The sequence below is a fragment of the Cupriavidus sp. 8B genome, assembly GCF_054589115.1.
Window position 1 is genome coordinate 1 of sequence record NZ_BAAILO010000076.1, and the last position, 19,015, is coordinate 19,015.

At 62.0% G+C, this 19,015-nt stretch carries 14 protein-coding genes and 1 tRNA gene; all 15 read left to right on the top strand.

The genetic code is table 11. The annotated features are described in order from the left end of the window. Nucleotides 1–98: EF-Tu C-terminal domain-related protein (locus ACYP5B_RS07245; RefSeq protein ID WP_082016399.1), on the top strand; the 98-nt coding region annotated here is incomplete at its 5' end. An 84-nt stretch (nt 99–182) separates the two neighbouring features. Beyond that, nucleotides 183–258 (top strand) — tRNA-Trp (locus ACYP5B_RS07250). Between the two features lie 61 nt (nt 259–319). After that, nucleotides 320–700: a preprotein translocase subunit SecE gene (gene secE / locus ACYP5B_RS07255; RefSeq protein ID WP_045243152.1), complete on the top strand. Its 381-nt coding sequence runs from the start codon at nt 320–322 to the stop codon at nt 698–700. Between the two features lie 10 nt (nt 701–710). After that, the gene (gene nusG, locus ACYP5B_RS07260) at nt 711–1,292 is read left to right on the top strand and encodes a transcription termination/antitermination protein NusG (RefSeq protein ID WP_006162340.1); all 582 of its coding nucleotides are present in this window, start codon (nt 711–713) and stop codon (nt 1,290–1,292) included. 199 nt (nt 1,293–1,491) lie between these two features. Then, on the top strand, nt 1,492–1,923 hold the full coding sequence (rplK, locus tag ACYP5B_RS07265; RefSeq protein WP_006162338.1) for a 50S ribosomal protein L11: 432 nt from the start codon (nt 1,492–1,494) through the stop codon (nt 1,921–1,923). After that, nucleotides 1,924–2,619: a 50S ribosomal protein L1 gene (gene rplA / locus ACYP5B_RS07270; RefSeq protein WP_006162337.1), complete on the top strand. Its 696-nt coding sequence runs from the start codon at nt 1,924–1,926 to the stop codon at nt 2,617–2,619. A gap of 431 nt (nt 2,620–3,050) precedes the next feature. Further along, nucleotides 3,051–3,599: a 50S ribosomal protein L10 gene (gene rplJ, locus ACYP5B_RS07275; RefSeq protein ID WP_006162335.1), complete on the top strand. Its 549-nt coding sequence runs from the start codon at nt 3,051–3,053 to the stop codon at nt 3,597–3,599. A gap of 76 nt (nt 3,600–3,675) precedes the next feature. Continuing rightward, nucleotides 3,676–4,047, top strand: a complete 372-nt coding sequence (gene rplL / locus ACYP5B_RS07280) for a 50S ribosomal protein L7/L12 (protein WP_006162333.1) — start codon at nt 3,676–3,678, stop codon at nt 4,045–4,047. A 410-nt stretch (nt 4,048–4,457) separates the two neighbouring features. Continuing rightward, complete coding sequence (gene rpoB / locus ACYP5B_RS07285) at nt 4,458–8,564, top strand: DNA-directed RNA polymerase subunit beta (protein ID WP_459569128.1); 4,107 nt, start codon at nt 4,458–4,460, stop codon at nt 8,562–8,564. 129 nt (nt 8,565–8,693) lie between these two features. Next, nucleotides 8,694–12,938: a DNA-directed RNA polymerase subunit beta' gene (rpoC, locus tag ACYP5B_RS07290; RefSeq protein WP_318231209.1), complete on the top strand. Its 4,245-nt coding sequence runs from the start codon at nt 8,694–8,696 to the stop codon at nt 12,936–12,938. A gap of 284 nt (nt 12,939–13,222) precedes the next feature. After that, a complete protein-coding gene (gene recQ, locus ACYP5B_RS07295) occupies nt 13,223–15,088 on the top strand; it encodes a DNA helicase RecQ (RefSeq protein WP_318231208.1) in 1,866 nt (621 codons plus the stop codon). Between the two features lie 359 nt (nt 15,089–15,447). Then, nucleotides 15,448–15,825, top strand: coding sequence for a 30S ribosomal protein S12 (gene rpsL / locus ACYP5B_RS07300; protein ID WP_006162330.1), 378 nt, complete (start codon nt 15,448–15,450; stop codon nt 15,823–15,825). A gap of 227 nt (nt 15,826–16,052) precedes the next feature. Further along, nucleotides 16,053–16,523, top strand: coding sequence for a 30S ribosomal protein S7 (gene rpsG, locus ACYP5B_RS07305; protein ID WP_035876146.1), 471 nt, complete (start codon nt 16,053–16,055; stop codon nt 16,521–16,523). 117 nt (nt 16,524–16,640) lie between these two features. Then, on the top strand, nt 16,641–18,743 hold the full coding sequence (gene fusA, locus ACYP5B_RS07310) for an elongation factor G (RefSeq protein ID WP_174424950.1): 2,103 nt from the start codon (nt 16,641–16,643) through the stop codon (nt 18,741–18,743). Nucleotides 18,744–18,820: 77 nt separating this feature from the next. Next, a partial coding sequence (locus tag ACYP5B_RS07315; protein WP_459569129.1) for a GTP-binding protein occupies nt 18,821–19,015 on the top strand: 195 nt, incomplete at its 3' end.

Here is a 19,015-nt window from a genome sequence, read left to right on the forward strand (position 1 = left end):
TGATTGCCCCGATCGCCATGGAAGAAGGCCTGCGTTTCGCCATCCGTGAAGGCGGTCGTACCGTCGGCGCCGGCGTCGTGGCAAAGATCCTCGACTGATAAAGTCGATCAGCGAATACGGCACCAACCGGCCGTATTCGTTGCCAGAGGGGTTGGCCTGACCGCCGACCCCACAGTTGTTTTAGGGGTATAGCTCAACTGGCAGAGCGTCGGTCTCCAAAACCGAAGGTTGGGGGTTCGATTCCCTCTGCCCCTGCCAATTCAATCAGCCGCGTCGCGATAGAGAGTATCGTGACGCGGCTTAGTCTCGTTTGCGAAACATGGCCAATCCCAACGTCGAAACCGTCAACGCCGCTAGTGGTAAGTGGTTGCTTGGCGTCGCGGTGCTACTGGTGGTTGCCGGCGTCATCGGTTTCTATGCCTTGGCACAGCAACCATCCTACGTGCGTGGCGCTGCGCTGTTCGGCGGCATTGCGCTGGGCGTGGTGGTCGCGCTGGTCTCGGCACCAGGCAAGGACTTCATCGGTTTCTCCAAGGAATCGTATCGCGAAGTCCGTAAGGTCGTTTGGCCCACCCGCAAGGAAGCCGGGCAGATGACCGGCCTGGTGTTTGTCTTCGTCGTGATCATGGCCGTGTTCCTGTGGTCTGCGGACAAGCTCATCGAGTGGGTCATCTTTTCGCTCGTGCTGGGCTGGAAATGAAGGATAGAACATGACGGATAACGCACAACAGGAAGTCCCCGCAGCTGAATCGCCTTCGTCGAAGAAGCGCTGGTATGTGGTGCACGCCTATTCCGGCATGGAAAAGAGTGTGCAGCGCGCGCTGCAGGAGCGCATCGAGCGCGCCGAAATGCAGGACAAGTTTGGCCGTATCCTGGTCCCGTCCGAAGAAGTCGTTGAAATCAAGGGTGGACAGAAGTCTGTCACCGAACGTCGCTTCTTCCCGGGTTACGTGCTGGTCGAGATGGAAATGACCGACGAGACCTGGCACCTGGTGAAGAACACCAGCAAGGTCACTGGCTTCGTGGGTGGTGCGCGCAACCGACCGAGCCCGATTTCCCAGAAGGAAGTCGACAAGATCATGACCCAGATGCAGGAAGGGGTCGAGAAGCCGCGGCCCAAGACCCTGTTCGAAGTGGGCGAAATGGTACGCGTCAAGGACGGTCCTTTCACCGACTTCAATGGCAACGTCGAGGAAGTGAACTACGAGAAATCGCGCCTGCGCGTCTCGGTCACCATCTTCGGGCGTGCTACCCCGGTCGAGCTCGAGTTTGGCCAGGTCGAGAAGGTTTAAGCGGTTCAAAGCAGTTCAGGTTTTAGCGTTTTATGTTGGCCGCAAGGTCAGCGAAAAATGCAGCGGCCAGTCCCGCAAGGGGCCGGCCACAAGAGGAGCGTGAGGCTGGCTGGGGTGGATGAACCGCCCTTGCAGCGATAGCGCGCTACGACTCAACAGGATCGCATTCCGCCAGGAAGCGGTCCGGATTGGAGTAAATATGGCCAAGAAGATCATTGGCTTTATCAAGCTGCAAATTCCGGCTGGTAAGGCAAATCCCTCCCCGCCCGTGGGCCCTGCACTGGGTCAACGCGGTCTGAACATCATGGAGTTCTGCAAGGCGTTCAACGCGCAGACCCAAGGCATGGAACCCGGCCTGCCGGTGCCGGTGGTGATTACCGCCTTCGCCGACAAGAGTTTCACCTTCGTGATGAAGTCGCCGCCGGCGACCGTTCTGATCAAGAAGGCAGCTGGCCTGACCAAGGGTTCGGCCAAGCCGCACACCGACAAGGTTGGCAAGATCACGCGTGCCCAGGCTGAAGAAATCGCCAAGGCAAAGAACGCTGACCTGACCGCTGCCGATCTGGACGCTGCCGTGCGTACGATCGCCGGTTCGGCTCGCTCGATGGGCATCACCGTGGAGGGTCTGTAAATGGCTAAGGTTTCCAAGCGCACCGCCGCCAACAAGGCGAAGATCGAGCGCACCAAGTTCTACCCGATCGACGAGGCCCTGGGCCTGGTGAAGGGTTGCGCATCGGCCAAGTTCGACGAATCGATCGACGTTGCCGTGCAACTGGGCATCGATGCGAAGAAGTCGGACCAGGTGGTTCGTGGCTCCGTCGTGCTGCCTGCCGGTACCGGCAAGTCGGTTCGCGTGGCTGTGTTCGCCCAAGGCGAAAAGGCCGAAGCTGCCAAGGCAGCTGGCGCTGAGATCGTCGGCATGGAAGACCTGGCTGAGCAAGTCAAGGCCGGCAACCTGAACTTCGACGTGGTGATCGCCTCGCCGGACACCATGCGTATCGTTGGTACGCTGGGTCAGATCCTGGGCCCGCGCGGCCTGATGCCGAACCCGAAGGTCGGTACGGTTACCCCCGATGTGGCCCAGGCTGTGAAGAACGCCAAGGCCGGTCAGGTGCAATACCGTGTCGACAAGGCCGGTATCATCCACGCCACCATCGGCCGCCGTTCGTTCCAGGACGCCGATCTGAAGCGCAACCTGAGCGCGCTGATCGAAGCCCTGGTGAAGTCGAAGCCGGCTACCAGCAAGGGCGTGTACCTGCGCAAGATCGCCGTGTCGTCCACCATGGGCGTAGGCGTTCGCGTGGAACAGGCTTCGCTGTCGGCCTAAGGCTGGCGGCAACCGCAGGGCGGACCCGATAACGTCGCCCAGCGTAGAGAATTGAGGATCCTGGCTCGCGCCGGGATCGTCTCCGGAGTCAGGCGGTGCCTCATAGGACACCCCAGGATAAAGGAGCAAGGCTTTGGGCAGTGGTGCCCGCCGGCGCGCAAGCGCGGAGCAGGCACCGCTGGTTATCAAAGACCGCTGGTGGCGGGTGCGGCTGCAGGATGGCTGCCTCGCCTTAATCGGACGGAACGTACGCAGCGTGGCTTCGGCCTGCCGCGACGCCTCCCGGCCCACCAGCGCAGATGGCGCACCCGAGGGATTGAAGAATCCGGGCAATGACCCGGGTGATTCGGGCCAAATCGGACGCCGTTCGTTTGGACTGATGTGCGTGCCCCGGACGATCCGGGGGACAAGCATCGTTTTGGAGCTTAACCGTGCCACTTAATATTGAAGATAAGAAGGCCGTCGTTGCTGAGGTTTCGGCGCAAGTCGCTAAAGCCCAGACCATCGTCGTAGCCGAATATCGCGGCATTGCGGTTGGCGATCTGACCAAGCTGCGCGCCAAGGCCCGCGAGCAAGGCGTGTACCTGCGTGTTCTGAAGAACACGCTGGCCCGCCGCGCCGTGGAAGGCACGCCGTTTGCCGGCCTCGCAGAGCAAATGACCGGTCCGCTGATCTACGGTATTTCCGAAGATGCAGTGTCGTCGGCCAAGGTTCTGAACGACTTTGCCAAGACCAACGACAAGTTGGTTCTGCGCGCAGCGTCGTACGACGGCAACGTGCTCGATGCTGCTGCCGTCAAGGCACTGGCCTCGATCCCGAGCCGTGACGAACTGATTGCTCAGCTGCTCGGCGTGATGCAGGCACCGGTGTCGGGCTTCGCCCGTCTGCTGGCCGCCCTGTCCGCCAAGAAGAGCGAAGGCGCCCCTGCCGAAGGCGAAGGCGCTGCTGCCGCCGCCGAGAGCGAAGGCGCAGCTGCTTAAGGCGTAAGCCTTTCGCAGCCTGGCTCATCAAGATCGCATTACCGATACCGAATCACATTTAGCAGGAGTATTCCAAATGGCAATCAGCAAAGACGACATCCTCGAAGCCGTAGGCTCGATGTCCGTGATGGAACTGAACGACCTGGTCAAGGCGTTCGAAGAAAAGTTTGGCGTGTCCGCCGCTTCGATGGCCGTGGCTGCTGCCCCGGGCGCCGGCGCTGCTGCCGCTGAAGAGCAAACCGAGTTCAACGTCATCCTGTCGGAAATCGGCGCAAACAAGGTTGGCGTGATTAAGGCTGTTCGCGAAATCACCGGCCTGGGCCTGAAGGAAGCCAAGGATCTGGTTGACGGCGCACCGAAGGCTGTCAAGGAAGGCGTGGACAAGGCTGCTGCAGCCGACGCCAAGAAGAAGCTGGAAGACGCCGGCGCGAAGGTCGAAGTCAAGTAAGCTGTACTCGCGTGCCTTTTGGCACGCGAATGGGGCTGGCAAAGGGAGATTCCCGGCGCCAGCCTTTTTGCGCTTCTGCGAAGTGTGTTTTATTCAGCACCCGGAAGCGTGAACAAGTGGCGCAAACGATGCTTGACAGCTGGGCGCATGCCTAAGCTTCAGCAGAGGCCAAACATCAGTGGCACACTAAGTGGTTGCTGATGTTTGTCTTCTGAACCGACTGCAGAAGACAAGTTTGGTCGGGTGTCCCCCGGGCCGGCATGACGCATTGCGTCGTTTCTGCCGGCTCGCAGCGTGCGGACACCGTCAGCCAGAGGTTGGTAGCGGCCAACCGCCAAATCCCCTCCCAGTCGCTGAACACCTCAGGTGCTGCGCCGGTCCAGCCAGCCCTGCGATGATTCGGAGATCCCATGGCGTACAGCTTCACCGAAAAGAAGCGCATTCGCAAAAGTTTTGCGAAGCGCGCGACGGTTCATCAGGTTCCTTTCCTGCTTGCCACCCAGATTGAATCCTACGCTCAGTTTCTGCAAGAGGGTACGCCACCCTCGCGCCGCAAAACAGAGGGCCTGCAAGCGGCTTTCAGTGCAATCTTCCCGATTGTGTCGCACAACGGGCTTGCCCGTATGGAGTTCGTCTCCTACCACCTCTCCAACCCGCCGTTCGACGTCAAGGAATGTCAACAGCGCGGCCTGACCTTCCACTCGGCGCTGCGTGCCAAGGTGCGCCTGATCATCAACGATCGGGAAAATCCGGGCAAGGTCAAGGAAGTGAAGGAACAGGAAGTCTACATGGGCGAAATTCCGCTCATGACGTCGACCGGTTCGTTCGTGATCAACGGTACCGAGCGTGTGATCGTCTCGCAGCTCCACCGTTCGCCCGGCGTGTTCTTCGAGCACGACAAGGGCAAGACCCACAGCTCGGGCAAGCTGCTGTTCTCGGCACGTATCATTCCTTACCGCGGTTCGTGGCTCGATTTCGAGTTCGACCCGAAGGACATCCTGTACTTCCGCGTTGACCGCCGCCGCAAGATGCCGGTGACGATCCTGCTGAAGTCGATCGGCCTGACGCCCGAGCAGATCCTCGCGCACTTCTTCGTGTTCGACAATTTCACGCTGCAGTCGGAAGGCGCGCAGATGGAATTCGTGCCCGAGCGCCTGCGCGGCGAAGTCGCGCGCTTCGACATCGCCGACAAGGACGGCCGTGTCGTCGTGGAGAAGGACAAGCGGATCAACGCCAAGCACATCCGTGACCTGGATTCCGCCGGTACCAAGCTGATCAGCGTGCCGGAAGACTACCTGCTCGGCCGCGTGCTGGCAAAGAACATCATCGACCCGGATACCGGCGAGGTGATTGCCAACGCCAACGACGAGCTGACCGAAACCGTGCTGGAAAACCTGCGCGAAGCCGGTGTCAAGCAGATCCAGACCCTGTACACCAACGATCTGGACCAAGGTCCGTACATGTCGCAGACCCTGCGCGTGGACGACACCGCCGACCAGACCGCTGCGCGTATCGCCATCTACCGCATGATGCGTCCCGGCGAGCCGCCGACCGAAGACGCGGTGGAAGCCCTGTTCCAGCGCCTGTTCTACAGCGAAGAGTCGTACGACCTGTCGCGCGTTGGCCGTATGAAGGTCAACAGCCGCCTGGGCCGCCCGAGCGGTGAAGGCAGCATGGTGCTGCAGGACGAGGACATCCTCGAGACCATCAAGATCCTGGTCAACCTGCGCAACGGCAAGGGCGAGGTCGATGACATCGATCACCTGGGCAATCGTCGCGTTCGCTGCGTTGGCGAACTGGCCGAAAACCAGTTCCGTGCCGGCCTGTCGCGCGTGGAACGCGCCGTCAAGGAACGTCTGGGCCAGGCCGAGACCGAAAACCTGATGCCGCACGACCTGATCAACTCGAAGCCGATTTCCTCGGCCATCCGCGAGTTCTTCGGTTCGTCGCAGTTGTCGCAGTTCATGGACCAGACCAACCCGCTGTCCGAGATCACGCACAAGCGTCGTGTCTCCGCACTGGGCCCGGGCGGTTTGACCCGTGAACGCGCAGGCTTTGAAGTCCGTGACGTGCACCCGACCCACTATGGCCGCGTGTGCCCGATCGAAACGCCGGAAGGCCCGAACATTGGCCTGATCAACTCGCTGGCACTGTACGCACGCCTGAACGAATACGGCTTCCTGGAAACGCCGTACCGCAAGGTGGTCGACAGCAAGCTGACCGACCAGGTCGACTACCTGTCCGCCATTGAAGAAGGCAAGTACGTGGTGGCGCAGGCCAACGCGACGGTTGACGCCGACGGTACCCTGATCGACGAACTCGTGTCGTCGCGTGAAGGCAGCGAGCGTGAAACCCGTATGGTCACGCCGGACCGCGTCCAGTACATCGACGTGGCGCCTTCGCAGATCGTGTCCGCGGCAGCATCGCTGGTGCCGTTCCTCGAGCACGATGATGCGAACCGTGCACTGATGGGCGCCAACATGCAGCGTCAGGCCGTGCCTTGCCTGCGTCCGGACAAGCCGCTGGTGGGTACCGGCATCGAGCGTACCGTGGCGGTCGACTCGGGTACTGCCGTCCAGGCAACCCGTGGCGGCGTGGTGGATTACGTCGACGCAATGCGTATCGTGATTCGCGTGAACGATGAGGAAGCTGTCGCCGGTGAAGTCGGCGTCGACATCTACAACCTGATCAAGTACACCCGCTCGAACCAGAACACCAACATCAACCAGCGTCCGATGGTCAAGGTCGGGGATTTCGTCGCCCGTGGCGACGTGATCGCCGACGGCGCATCGACCGACCTGGGCGAGCTCGCGCTCGGCCAGAACATGCTGGTGGCGTTCATGCCGTGGAACGGCTACAACTTCGAAGACTCGATCCTGATCTCCGAACGCGTGGTTGCCGAAGACCGCTACACCTCGATCCACATCGAGGAACTGTCGGTCGTCGCCCGTGACACCAAGCTGGGACCGGAAGAAATCACCCGCGATATCTCCAACCTCGCCGAAGCGCAACTGGCGCGCCTGGACGAGTCCGGCATCACCTACATCGGTGCCGAAGTGGAAGCCGGCGACGTGCTGGTCGGCAAGGTCACGCCCAAGGGCGAGACCCAGCTGACCCCGGAAGAAAAGCTGCTGCGCGCGATCTTCGGCGAGAAGGCTTCGGACGTGAAGGACACCTCGCTGCGCGTGCCCTCGGGCATGAGCGGTATCGTGATCGACGTCCAGGTCTTCACCCGCGAAGGCGTGACCCGCGACAAGCGTGCCCAGTCCATCATCGACGATGAACTCAAGCGCTACCGCCTGGACCTGAACGACCAGCTGCGTATCGTGGAAGGCGACGCCTTCCAGCGCCTGGAGCGCCTGCTGCTCGACAAGACCGTCAATGGCGGTCCGAAGAAGCTGTCCAAGGGCGCCAAGCTGACCCGCGAGTACCTGGCCGACCTGGACAAGTACCACTGGTTCGACATCCGCCCGGCCGACGAAGAAGTCGCTGCCCAGCTGGAAGCCGTCAAGGAAGCGATCGAGCAGAAGCGCCACGAGTTCGACCTGGCCTTTGAAGAAAAGCGCAAGAAGCTCACGCAAGGCGACGAACTGCCGCCGGGCGTGATCAAGATGGTCAAGGTGTACCTGGCCGTCAAGCGCCGCCTGCAGCCTGGCGACAAGATGGCAGGCCGTCACGGCAACAAGGGCGTTGTGTCCAAGATCGTCCCGATCGAAGACATGCCCTACATGGCCGACGGCACGCCCGCCGATATCGTGCTGAACCCGCTCGGCGTGCCGTCGCGGATGAACGTGGGCCAGATTCTGGAAACCCACCTGGGCTGGGCCGCGCGCGGCCTGGGCCAGCGTATCGGCTCCATGCTCAAGGCACAGGCGAAGGCGCAGGAACTGCGTCCGTTGCTCGCGCAGATCTACAACGAGAGCGGCAAGCCGGAAGACCTCGACAGCCTGTCCGACGCCGAAGTGCTGGAACTGGCCACCAACCTGAAGAAGGGTGTCCCGTTCGCCACGCCGGTGTTCGACGGTGCGCATGAGGACGAAATCCGCCGCATGCTGGACTTGGCGTACCCGGAAGAGATCGCCAAGGACATGGGCCTGACCGCTTCCAAGCAACAGGTCACGCTGCACGACGGCCGTACCGGCGAAGCGTTCGAGCGTCCGGTAACGCTGGGCGTGATGCACATGCTGAAGCTGCACCACTTGGTCGACGACAAGATGCACGCGCGTTCGACCGGCCCGTACTCGCTGGTGACCCAGCAGCCGCTGGGTGGTAAGGCGCAGTTCGGTGGCCAGCGTTTCGGTGAGATGGAAGTGTGGGCGCTGGAAGCTTATGGCGCCTCCTACGTGCTGCAGGAAATGCTGACGGTCAAGTCCGATGACGTGAACGGCCGGACCAAGGTCTACGAGAACATCGTCAAGGGCGAGCACTCGATCGATGCCGGCATGCCGGAATCGTTCAACGTGCTGGTGAAGGAAATCCGTTCGCTGGGTATCGACATCGACCTCGATCGCTATTGATTCGGATCGAGAGTGCGCGGCAGGCCGGCAATAGCCCGCCTGCCGCCGATTGCCCGCTACGGTTTTCCCACAGGATGAATGCCGCGGGCCCGACATGCTGTCGGGCTGGCGGCGAAACAAGGAGTTGCAATGAAAGCATTGCTCGATCTCTTTAAGCAGGTTCAGCAGGAAGAGCAGTTCGACGCGATCAAGATCGGCCTGGCATCGCCAGAGAAGATCCGTTCGTGGTCGTACGGTGAAGTGAAGAAGCCGGAAACCATCAACTACCGGACCTTCAAGCCCGAGCGCGATGGCCTGTTCTGCGCCAAGATCTTTGGCCCGATCAAGGACTATGAGTGCCTGTGCGGCAAGTACAAGCGCCTGAAGCATCGTGGCGTGATCTGCGAGAAGTGCGGCGTTGAAGTGACGCTGGCCAAGGTGCGCCGCGAGCGCATGGGCCACATCGAACTGGCTGCGCCGACCGCGCACATCTGGTTCCTGAAGTCGCTGCCGTCGCGTCTGGGCATGGTGCTCGACATGACGCTGCGCGACATCGAACGCGTCCTGTACTTCGAAGCATTCGTGGTGCTCGAACCCGGCATGACCCCGCTCAAGAAGAGCCAGATCATGTCCGAGGACGACTACATCGCCAAGTGCGAAGAGTACGGCGAAGGCGAGTTCGTGGCCATGATGGGTGCCGAAGGCATCCGTGAACTGCTGCGCGGCATCGACATCGAAAAGCAGATCGAAACGATCCGCGCCGAGCTGCAGACCACGGGCTCCGAAGCCAAGATCAAGAAGTTCGCCAAGCGCCTGAAGGTGCTCGAGGCGTTCCAGCGTTCGGGCATCAAGCCGGAATGGATGATCCTGGAAGTGCTGCCGGTGCTGCCGCCCGAACTGCGTCCGCTGGTACCGCTGGACGGTGGCCGTTTCGCCACCTCGGACCTGAACGACCTGTATCGCCGCGTCATCAACCGTAACAACCGCCTGAAGCGCCTGCTCGAACTGAAGGCGCCTGAAATCATCGTGCGCAACGAAAAGCGCATGCTGCAGGAAGCGGTTGACTCGCTGCTGGACAACGGTCGCCGCGGCAAGGCCATGACGGGCGCCAACAAGCGTCCGCTGAAGTCGCTGGCCGAAATGATCAAGGGCAAGGGCGGCCGTTTCCGCCAGAACTTGCTGGGCAAGCGCGTCGACTACTCCGGCCGTTCGGTCATTGTGGTGGGCCCGACCCTCAAGCTGCATCAGTGCGGCTTGCCCAAGCTGATGGCGCTCGAACTGTTCAAGCCTTTCATTTTCCACAAGCTGGAAACGATGGGCATCGCCACCACCATCAAGGCGGCGAAGAAGGAAGTGGAAAGCCAGACCGCGGTGGTGTGGGACATCCTCGAAGAGGTGATCCGCGAGCATCCGGTCATGCTGAACCGCGCGCCGACGCTGCACCGCCTGGGCATCCAGGCGTTCGAGCCGGTGCTGATCGAAGGCAAGGCCATCCAGCTGCACCCGCTGGTCTGCGCGGCGTTCAACGCCGACTTCGACGGTGACCAGATGGCTGTTCACGTCCCGCTGTCGCTGGAAGCGCAGATGGAAGCCCGCACGCTGATGCTGGCCTCCAACAACGTGCTGTTCCCGGCCAACGGCGACCCGTCGATCGTGCCGTCGCAAGACGTGGTGCTGGGTCTGTACTACACGACCCGCGACAAGATCAACGGCAAGGGCGAAGGCCTGACGTTTGCCGACATCAGCGAAGTGATCCGCGCCTACGAGAACAAGGAAGTCGAACTGGCTTCCCGCGTGAACGTGCGTATCACCGAGTATGAGCTGGTCGACAAGGACGCCGTGGGCGATGCCCGCTTCGCGCCCAAGATCACGCTGCAGGCCACCACGGTCGGCCGCGCGATCATGTCCGAGATCCTGCCGAAGGGCCTGCCTTTCTCGGTGCTGAACAAGCCGCTGAAGAAGAAGGAGATCTCGCGCCTGATCAACACCGCGTTCCGCAAGTGCGGCCTGCGCGAAACCGTGATCTTCGCTGACAAGCTGCTGCAGTCGGGCTTCCGCCTGGCAACGCGCGCCGGTATCTCGATCGCCATCGACGACATGCTGGTGCCGCCGCAAAAGGAAAAGATCATTGCCGACGCGGCCGCCAAGGTGAAGGAATACGACAAGCAGTACATGTCGGGCCTGGTGACCGACCAGGAACGCTACAACAACGTCGTGGACATCTGGGGCGCCGCCGGCGACCAGGTGGGCAAGGCGATGATGGAGCAGCTCCAGCACGAAGACGTGGTCGACCGTCACGGCAACACTGTGAAGCAGGACTCGTTCAACTCGATCTACATGATGGCCGACTCGGGCGCGCGCGGTTCCGCTGCGCAGATCCGTCAGCTGGCCGGCATGCGGGGCCTGATGGCCAAGCCGGATGGCTCGATCATTGAAACGCCGATTACGGCGAACTTCCGTGAAGGCCTGAACGTTCTGCAGTACTTCATCTCCACCCACGGCGCGCGTAAGGGCCTGGCGGATACGGCACTGAAGACCGCGAACTCGGGTTACCTGACTCGTCGTCTGGTCGACGTGACGCAGGATCTGGTGGTGGTGGAAGACGATTGCGGCACGACCAACGGCGTGGCCATGAAGGCCCTGGTCGAAGGCGGTGAAGTGATCGAAGCCCTGCGCGACCGGATTCTCGGCCGTGTGACGGTGTCCGACGTGGTGAACCCTGAAACCCAGGAAACCGCGATCGAAGCCGGCACCCTGCTGGACGAAGACCTGGTCGACATGATCGACGCCATCGGCGTGGACGAAGTGAAGGTGCGCACCCCGCTGTCGTGCGACACGCGCTACGGCCTGTGCGGCATGTGCTATGGCCGCGACCTCGGCCGCGGCGTGCTGGTGAACTCCGGCGAAGCGGTTGGCGTGATCGCCGCCCAGTCGATTGGCGAGCCGGGCACCCAGCTGACCATGCGTACGTTCCACATCGGCGGCGCGGCATCGCGTTCGGCAGTGGCATCCAGCGTGGAAGCGAAGGCAACCGGTACCGTGCGTTTCACGGCGACCATGCGTTACGTCACCAACGCGAAGGGCGAGCTGATCGTCATCTCGCGTTCGGGCGAATCGCTGATCACCGACGACCACGGCCGTGAGCGCGAACGTCACAAGATCCCGTACGGCGCCATGCTGCTCGTGCAGGATGGCCAGGCCATCAAGGCGGGTACCCAGCTGGCCACGTGGGACGCGCTGACGCGCCCGATCGTGTCGGAGTACACCGGCACGACCAAGTTCGAGAACGTCGAAGAAGGCGTGACCGTCGCCAAGCAGATGGACGAAGTCACCGGCCTGTCGACCCTCGTGGTGATCGATGCCAAGCGCCGTACGGCTGCCACCAAGGGCCTGCGCCCGCAGGTGAAGCTGCTCGACGCCAACGGCCAGGAAGTGAAGATCCCGGGCACGGACCACTCCGTGACCATCGGCTTCCAGGTCGGCGCGCTGATTACCGTGAAGGACGGCCAGCAGGTGCACGTGGGTGAAGTGCTTGCACGTATCCCGACCGAATCGCAAAAGACCCGCGACATCACCGGGGGTCTGCCGCGTGTGGCCGAGCTGTTCGAGGCGCGTTCGCCGAAGGATGCCGCCGTGCTGGCGGAAGTCACCGGCACCACGTCGTTCGGCAAGGACACCAAGGGCAAGCAACGCCTGGTGATTACGGACCTGGACGGCAACGCCCACGAGTTCCTGATCACCAAGGAAAAGCAAGTCCTGGTGCACGATGGCCAGGTGGTGAACAAGGGCGAAATGATCGTGGAAGGTCCGGCGGACCCGCACGACATCCTGCGCCTGAAGGGCATCGAGGAACTGGCGCACTACATCGTCGACGAAGTGCAGGACGTGTACCGTCTGCAGGGCGTGAAGATCAACGACAAGCACATCGAAGTGATCGTGCGCCAGATGCTGCGCCGCGTGCAGATCTCGGATGTGGGCGACACCAAGTTCATCCCGGGTGAACAGGTGGAGCGTTCGGAACTGCTTGACGAGAACGATCGCGTGATCGCCGAAGGCAAGCGTCCGGCCACGTACGAAAACCTGCTGCTCGGTATCACCAAGGCGTCGCTGTCCACCGACAGCTTCATCTCGGCGGCATCGTTCCAGGAAACCACCCGCGTGCTGACCGAAGCCGCGATCATGGGCAAGACCGACGACCTGCGTGGTCTGAAGGAAAACGTGATCGTTGGCCGACTGATCCCCGCTGGTACGGGTCTGGCCTACCACCGTGCCCGCAAGGCGCGCGAGGCGGCCGAGCGCGAACGCGCCCAGGCGATCTCCGATGAAGAGCAGTCGCTCTTCATCGAGCCGCCGGTGGTGCCGGCGACGACCGAAGGCGAGGGCGACGCGGTCTAAGACTGCCAGCCTGAACCTGCAAGCAAGCTGCATGAAGAAGCCCGGCCCTGGTGGCCGGGTTTTTTTTGCCTGTCGTTATATGTCCGGTTTTATTTCTTCCTGTCTTCTTCGGTCATTTTTATTCGTCGTACGCATGCTTTGCCGCAAAGGCACTGACCCGTGCACCATGCGCCGCCGGGCGAAAGAAATCCGGGAACATTCGTCACAGCCCGAAGTAGTTAGCCGCGCCCTTGGTGGTATGGTTACGCCTTTCGCGGTTCCACCCCTTTTTCTAAGCTGTTGCTATGTCGCGCGCCCTGGCGATTCTCAAGGATGTTTTCGGCTACCACGCCTTCCGCGGCCGGCAGGGGGAGATCATCGACCATGTGGCCGATGGTGGAGATTGCCTGGTCCTGATGCCGACCGGCGGCGGCAAGTCGCTGTGCTACCAGATTCCCGCATTGCTGCGCCAGAGGGCGGGGCAGGGCACCGGCATCGTGGTGTCGCCGCTGATCGCGCTGATGCAGGATCAGGTCGCGGCGCTGTCCGAGGCGGGTGTGCGCGCGGCCGTGCTGAACTCGACGCTCAGCGGGGCCGAGGCCTCGGCGGTGGAGCGCGACCTGCTCGCCGGCCGCCTGGAGATCCTCTATGTGGCGCCCGAGCGGCTGATGACGCCGCGCTTCCAGGATCTGCTCCAGCGTACCCGTATCGGCGTGTTCGCCATCGACGAGGCGCACTGCGTATCGCAGTGGGGCCATGACTTCCGGCCCGAGTACATCCAGCTTTCGGTGCTGCACGAGCGCTTCCCGGAAGTGCCGCGCATTGCCCTGACGGCCACCGCGGATTCCGTCACGCGCGAGGAAATCGTGGAGCGCCTCGCGCTGCACGACGCCCGCGTCTTCGTCTCCAGCTTCGACCGCCCCAACATCCGCTATCGCATCGTCGAGAAAGACAATGCGCGCCAGCAGCTGCTGGCCTTTATCAAGGCCGAGCACCTGGCCGCCGACGGCACGCACGACAGCGGCATCGTCTACTGCCTGTCGCGCAAGAAGGTGGAGGATACCGCGAGCTACCTCAGCGCCCAGGGCCTCAACGCGCTGGCGTACCACGCCGGCATGGATGCGGGCGTGCGCCAGCACCATCAGGCTCGTTTCCGCGAGGAAGAGGGCGTGATCATGGTGGCCACCATCGCCTTCGGCATGGGCATCGACAAGCCGGACGTGCGCTTCGTCGCCCACCTGGACCTGCCCAAGAGCATGGAAGGCTACTACCAGGAGACTGGCCGTGCCGGCCGCGACGGGCTGCCGGCCAACGCTTGGATGGCCTACGGGCTGGGCGACGTGGTCCAACAAAAGCGCATGATCGACGAGTCCGAGGCGGATGACGCGCACAAGCGCGTCTCGTCCGCCAAGCTCGATGCCCTGCTTGGGCTGTGCGAGACCGCCGGCTGCCGGCGTGTGCGCATCCTGGGCTATTTCGACGAAGCGAGCGAACCCTGCGGCAACTGCGACACCTGCCTGGAGCCGCCCGCCACCTGGGACGGCACGCGTGAAGCGCAGATGGCGCTGTCCTGCGTCTATCGCACGGCGCAGGCCAGCCGCGTCCATTTCGGGGCGACCCACATGGTCGACGTGCTGCGCGGCAATGCGTCGGAAAAGATCCGCCAATGGGGCCACGACAAAGTCTCCACCTTCGGGATCGGGGCCGAGCGCACCGTGTCGGAATGGCATGCCATCTTTCGCCAGTTGATCGCCCACGGCCTGCTGGTCATCGACCACGGCGGCCATGGCGCACTGTTGCTGGGCGAGTCCGCCCGCGCCGTGCTCAAGGGCGAAATGCCGATCACCCTGCGCCGGCAGGTCAGCAAGCCCGTCAAGAGCGGCGAACGTGGGGCGCGCGGTTCCACCGGCACTCGCACCGACCATACCGCCGGCATGGATTCCGAGGCGCTGGCCAACTGGGAAGCCCTTCGCAAATGGCGCACCGAGACGGCACGTGAACACGGTGTCCCGGCCTATGTGATTTTCCATGACGCCACGCTGGCCGAACTGGCGCGCAGCGCACCGGATTCGTTGACTGCAATGGCTGAGGTCCCCGGCATCGGCGCCGCCAAGCTGGAGCGCTATGGCGACGCCATCCTGGAAGCGCTGGGTGCCGTGGAGGACTTTTGAGGCCCGGCCGCGCCAAGTTGAGAAGCACGCTTGTGCTTGTGTCAGAAGCTGCTTGACCGTTTACGTAGTCGCTGCTAGCATGTCAGATTCGAGTTTTTGGCTTTGGATTTCGCTCGCCTGTCGTAATTGTGGCCCTCGGTTCGCAATCGACAAGCCCGCCAGGGGATCGTGTGATGCTCTGGTGGTGTGGTCGCAGCGGGATCCCAGGCGAGCTCGCGCTCTTTGGCCAGTCTGTTCCTCCACAGGTCCGTCTCAAGAGCGCTCGCTCACTTTTCCCGCCCAAAACCCGTCGTTGCCTCTTCGGCCCATTGCTTGTGGCCCCAGGGGTGTTTTTCCGTAAAACCAAGCTGGATTGAACAATGCCAACTATCAACCAACTGGTTCGCAAGCCGCGTGTCTCTGAAGTCGTCAAGAGCAAGAGCCCGGCGCTTGAGAACTGCCCCCAGCGTCGCGGCGTGTGCACCCGTGTGTACACCACGACGCCGAAGAAGCCGAACTCGGCACTGCGTAAGGTCGCCAAGGTGCGCCTGACCAACGGTTTCGAGGTCATCTCGTACATCGGCGGTGAAGGCCACAACCTGCAAGAACACTCGGTCGTGCTGATTCGCGGCGGCCGTGTGAAGGACTTGCCGGGTGTGCGTTACCACATCGTCCGTGGCTCGCTGGACTTGCAAGGCGTGAAGGATCGTCGCCAGGCACGTTCGAAGTACGGCGCGAAGCGTCCGAAGGCTGCTTAAGGCTAACGCCAGGCAAGCTGGGCACAAAGCCCGAAGCAACAAACGATGGCCTGTGGCGAATGCGTCATGGTGCTGTCACCAGGCGGCGGTAAAACGGAGCGTTTGTCGCGCCGTGCCGTCGAGTAAGTGGTCACCCGGCGAATTTGCCTCGATGGAAGGCAAGCTAGTTGGTGGCCGGAGAGCGGGAAATCATTGCCGCGCTCTCAACTGAATCTAAAGGAAAGAAGATGCCACGTCGTCGTGAAGTCCCCAAGCGGGATATCCTGCCCGATCCGAAGTTCGGTAACGTTGAAGTTGCCAAGTTCATGAACGTCCTGATGCTGGACGGCAAGAAGTCGGTTGCCGAACGTATCGTTTATGGCGCGTTCGATCAGATCGAAAAGAAGGCAGGCAAGGCCCCCGTTGAAGTGTTTTCCGTTGCGATCAACAACGTGAAGCCGGTGGTCGAAGTGAAGAGCCGTCGCGTGGGCGGCGCCAACTATCAGGTTCCGGTCGAAGTCCGTCCGTCGCGTCGTTTGGCATTGGCGATGCGTTGGTTGCGCGAGGCCGCGAAAAAACGCAGCGAGAAGTCGATGGCGCTGCGCCTGGCAGGTGAGCTGCTGGAAGCAGCGGAAGGCCGCGGCGGCGCGATGAAGAAGCGCGACGAAGTGCACCGCATGGCCGAAGCCAACAAGGCGTTCTCGCACTTCCGCTTCTAAAGCGCGCGAGTTACGCGGTTGGTTGCCGGGCGGGCTGTGTTTTCACACGCTCGCCCGTTTGTGTTACGGGCGTTGGCAATGAGATGCCGGCGTCTCACGGACGAATAGAGGATTAAAGTGGCTCGTAAGACTCCCATTGAGCGCTACCGCAATATCGGTATCTCGGCTCACATTGACGCGGGTAAAACCACCACGACCGAGCGTATCCTGTTCTACACCGGTGTGAACCACAAGATCGGTGAAGTGCATGATGGCGCCGCCACCATGGACTGGATGGAGCAGGAACAGGAGCGTGGCATCACGATCACCTCCGCTGCCACCACCGCCTTCTGGAAGGGCATGGCCGGCAATTACCCGGAACACCGCATCAACATCATCGACACCCCGGGCCACGTGGACTTCACCATTGAGGTGGAGCGCTCCATGCGCGTGCTGGATGGCGCATGCATGGTCTACTGCGCAGTGGGTGGCGTGCAGCCCCAGTCGGAAACCGTCTGGCGCCAGGCTAACAAGTACGGCGTGCCGCGCCTGGCCTTCGTCAACAAGATGGACCGTACCGGCGCGAACTTCTTCAAGGTCTACGACCAGCTGAAGACCCGCCTGAAGGCCAGCCCGGTTCCCGTCGTTGTGCCCATCGGCGCCGAAGACACCTTCAAGGGTGTGGTCGACCTGATCAAGATGAAAGCGATCATCTGGGACGAGGCCAGCCAAGGCACCAAGTTCGACTACGTGGACATCCCGGCTGAACTGGCCGACTCGTGCAACGAATGGCGCGAGAAGATGGTCGAGGCAGCTGCCGAGTCGAACGAAGAGCTGATGAACAAGTATCTGGAAGAGGGCGAACTGTCCGAAGCCGAGATCATCAAGGGCCTGCGTGACCGTACCATCGCCTGCGAAATCCAGCCGATGCTGTGCGGCACCGCGTTCAAGAACAAGGGCGTGCAGCGTATGCTGGACGCCGTGATCGACTTCCTGCCGTCGCCGGTCGACATCCCGCCGGTCACCGGCGTGGACGACGACGACAAGGAAACGTCGCGCCGTGCCGCGGACGACGAAAAGTTCTCCGCTCTGGCGTTCAAGATCATGACCGACCCGTTCGTCGGCCAGCTGATCTTCTTCCGCGTCTACTCGGGCAAGGTCAATTCGGGCGACACCATCTACAACCCGGTCAAGAGCAAGAAGGAACGCCTGGGCCGGATTCTGCAGATGCACGCCAACCAGCGCGAAGAAATCAAGGAAGTGCTGGCAGGCGACATCGCCGCCGCGGTTGGCCTGAAAGAAGCCACCACGGGCGATACGCTGTGCGATCCGGACCACATCATCATCCTGGAACGCATGGTGTTCCCGGAGCCGGTGATTTCGCAGGCTGTCGAGCCGAAGACCAAGGCTGACCAGGAAAAGATGGGCATCGCCCTGAACCGCCTGGCACAGGAAGATCCGTCGTTCCGCGTCAAGACCGACGAAGAATCCGGCCAGACCATCATTTCGGGCATGGGCGAGCTCCACCTGGAAATCCTGGTCGACCGCATGAAGCGCGAATTCGGCGTGGAAGCCACCGTGGGCAAGCCCCAGGTTGCGTACCGCGAAACCATCCGCAAGACCTGCGACGAAGTGGAAGGCAAGTTCGTCAAGCAGTCGGGCGGCCGTGGCCAGTACGGTCACGTGGTGCTGAAGCTCGAGCCGCAAGAACCGGGCAAGGGCTACGAATTCGTCGACGCCATCAAGGGCGGCGTGGTTCCGCGCGAGTACATCCCCGCAGTGGACAAGGGCATTCAGGACACCCTGAACTCCGGCGTTCTGGCAGGCTTCCCGGTGGTCGACGTCAAGGTCACGCTGTTCTTCGGTTCGTACCACGATGTGGACTCGAACGAAAACGCGTTCAAGATGGCCGGCTCCATGGGCTTCAAGGAAGGCATGCGTCGCGCAAGCCCCGTGCTGCTCGAGCCGATGATGGCCGTGGAAGTGGAAACGCCCGAAGACTTCATGGGTAACGTGATGGGCGATCTGTCGTCGCGTCGCGGCATTATCCAGGGCATGGACGACATGGTCGGCGGTGGCAAGATCCTGCGCGCGGAAGTTCCGCTGGCAGAGATGTTCGGCTACTCGACCTCGCTGCGTTCGGCCACGCAAGGCCGCGCTACGTACACGATGGAGTTCAAGCACTACGCTGAAGCGCCGAAGAACGTAGCCGACGCCGTGATCACGGCACGTGGCAAGTAAGTAAAAAATCCGCCGCCGCGCGTTGTGCGCGGCGGCACCATGAACACGACATACTGGTTTCGATTAGGAGCTGAAAAATGGCAAAGGAAAAGTTCTCGCGGACTAAGCCGCACGTGAACGTTGGCACGATCGGTCACGTTGACCATGGCAAGACCACCCTGACGGCAGCAATTGCCACGGTGCTGGCAGCCAAGTTTGGCGGTTCGGCCAAGAAGTACGACGAAATCGACGCAGCGCCGGAAGAAAAGGCACGCGGTATTACCATCAATACC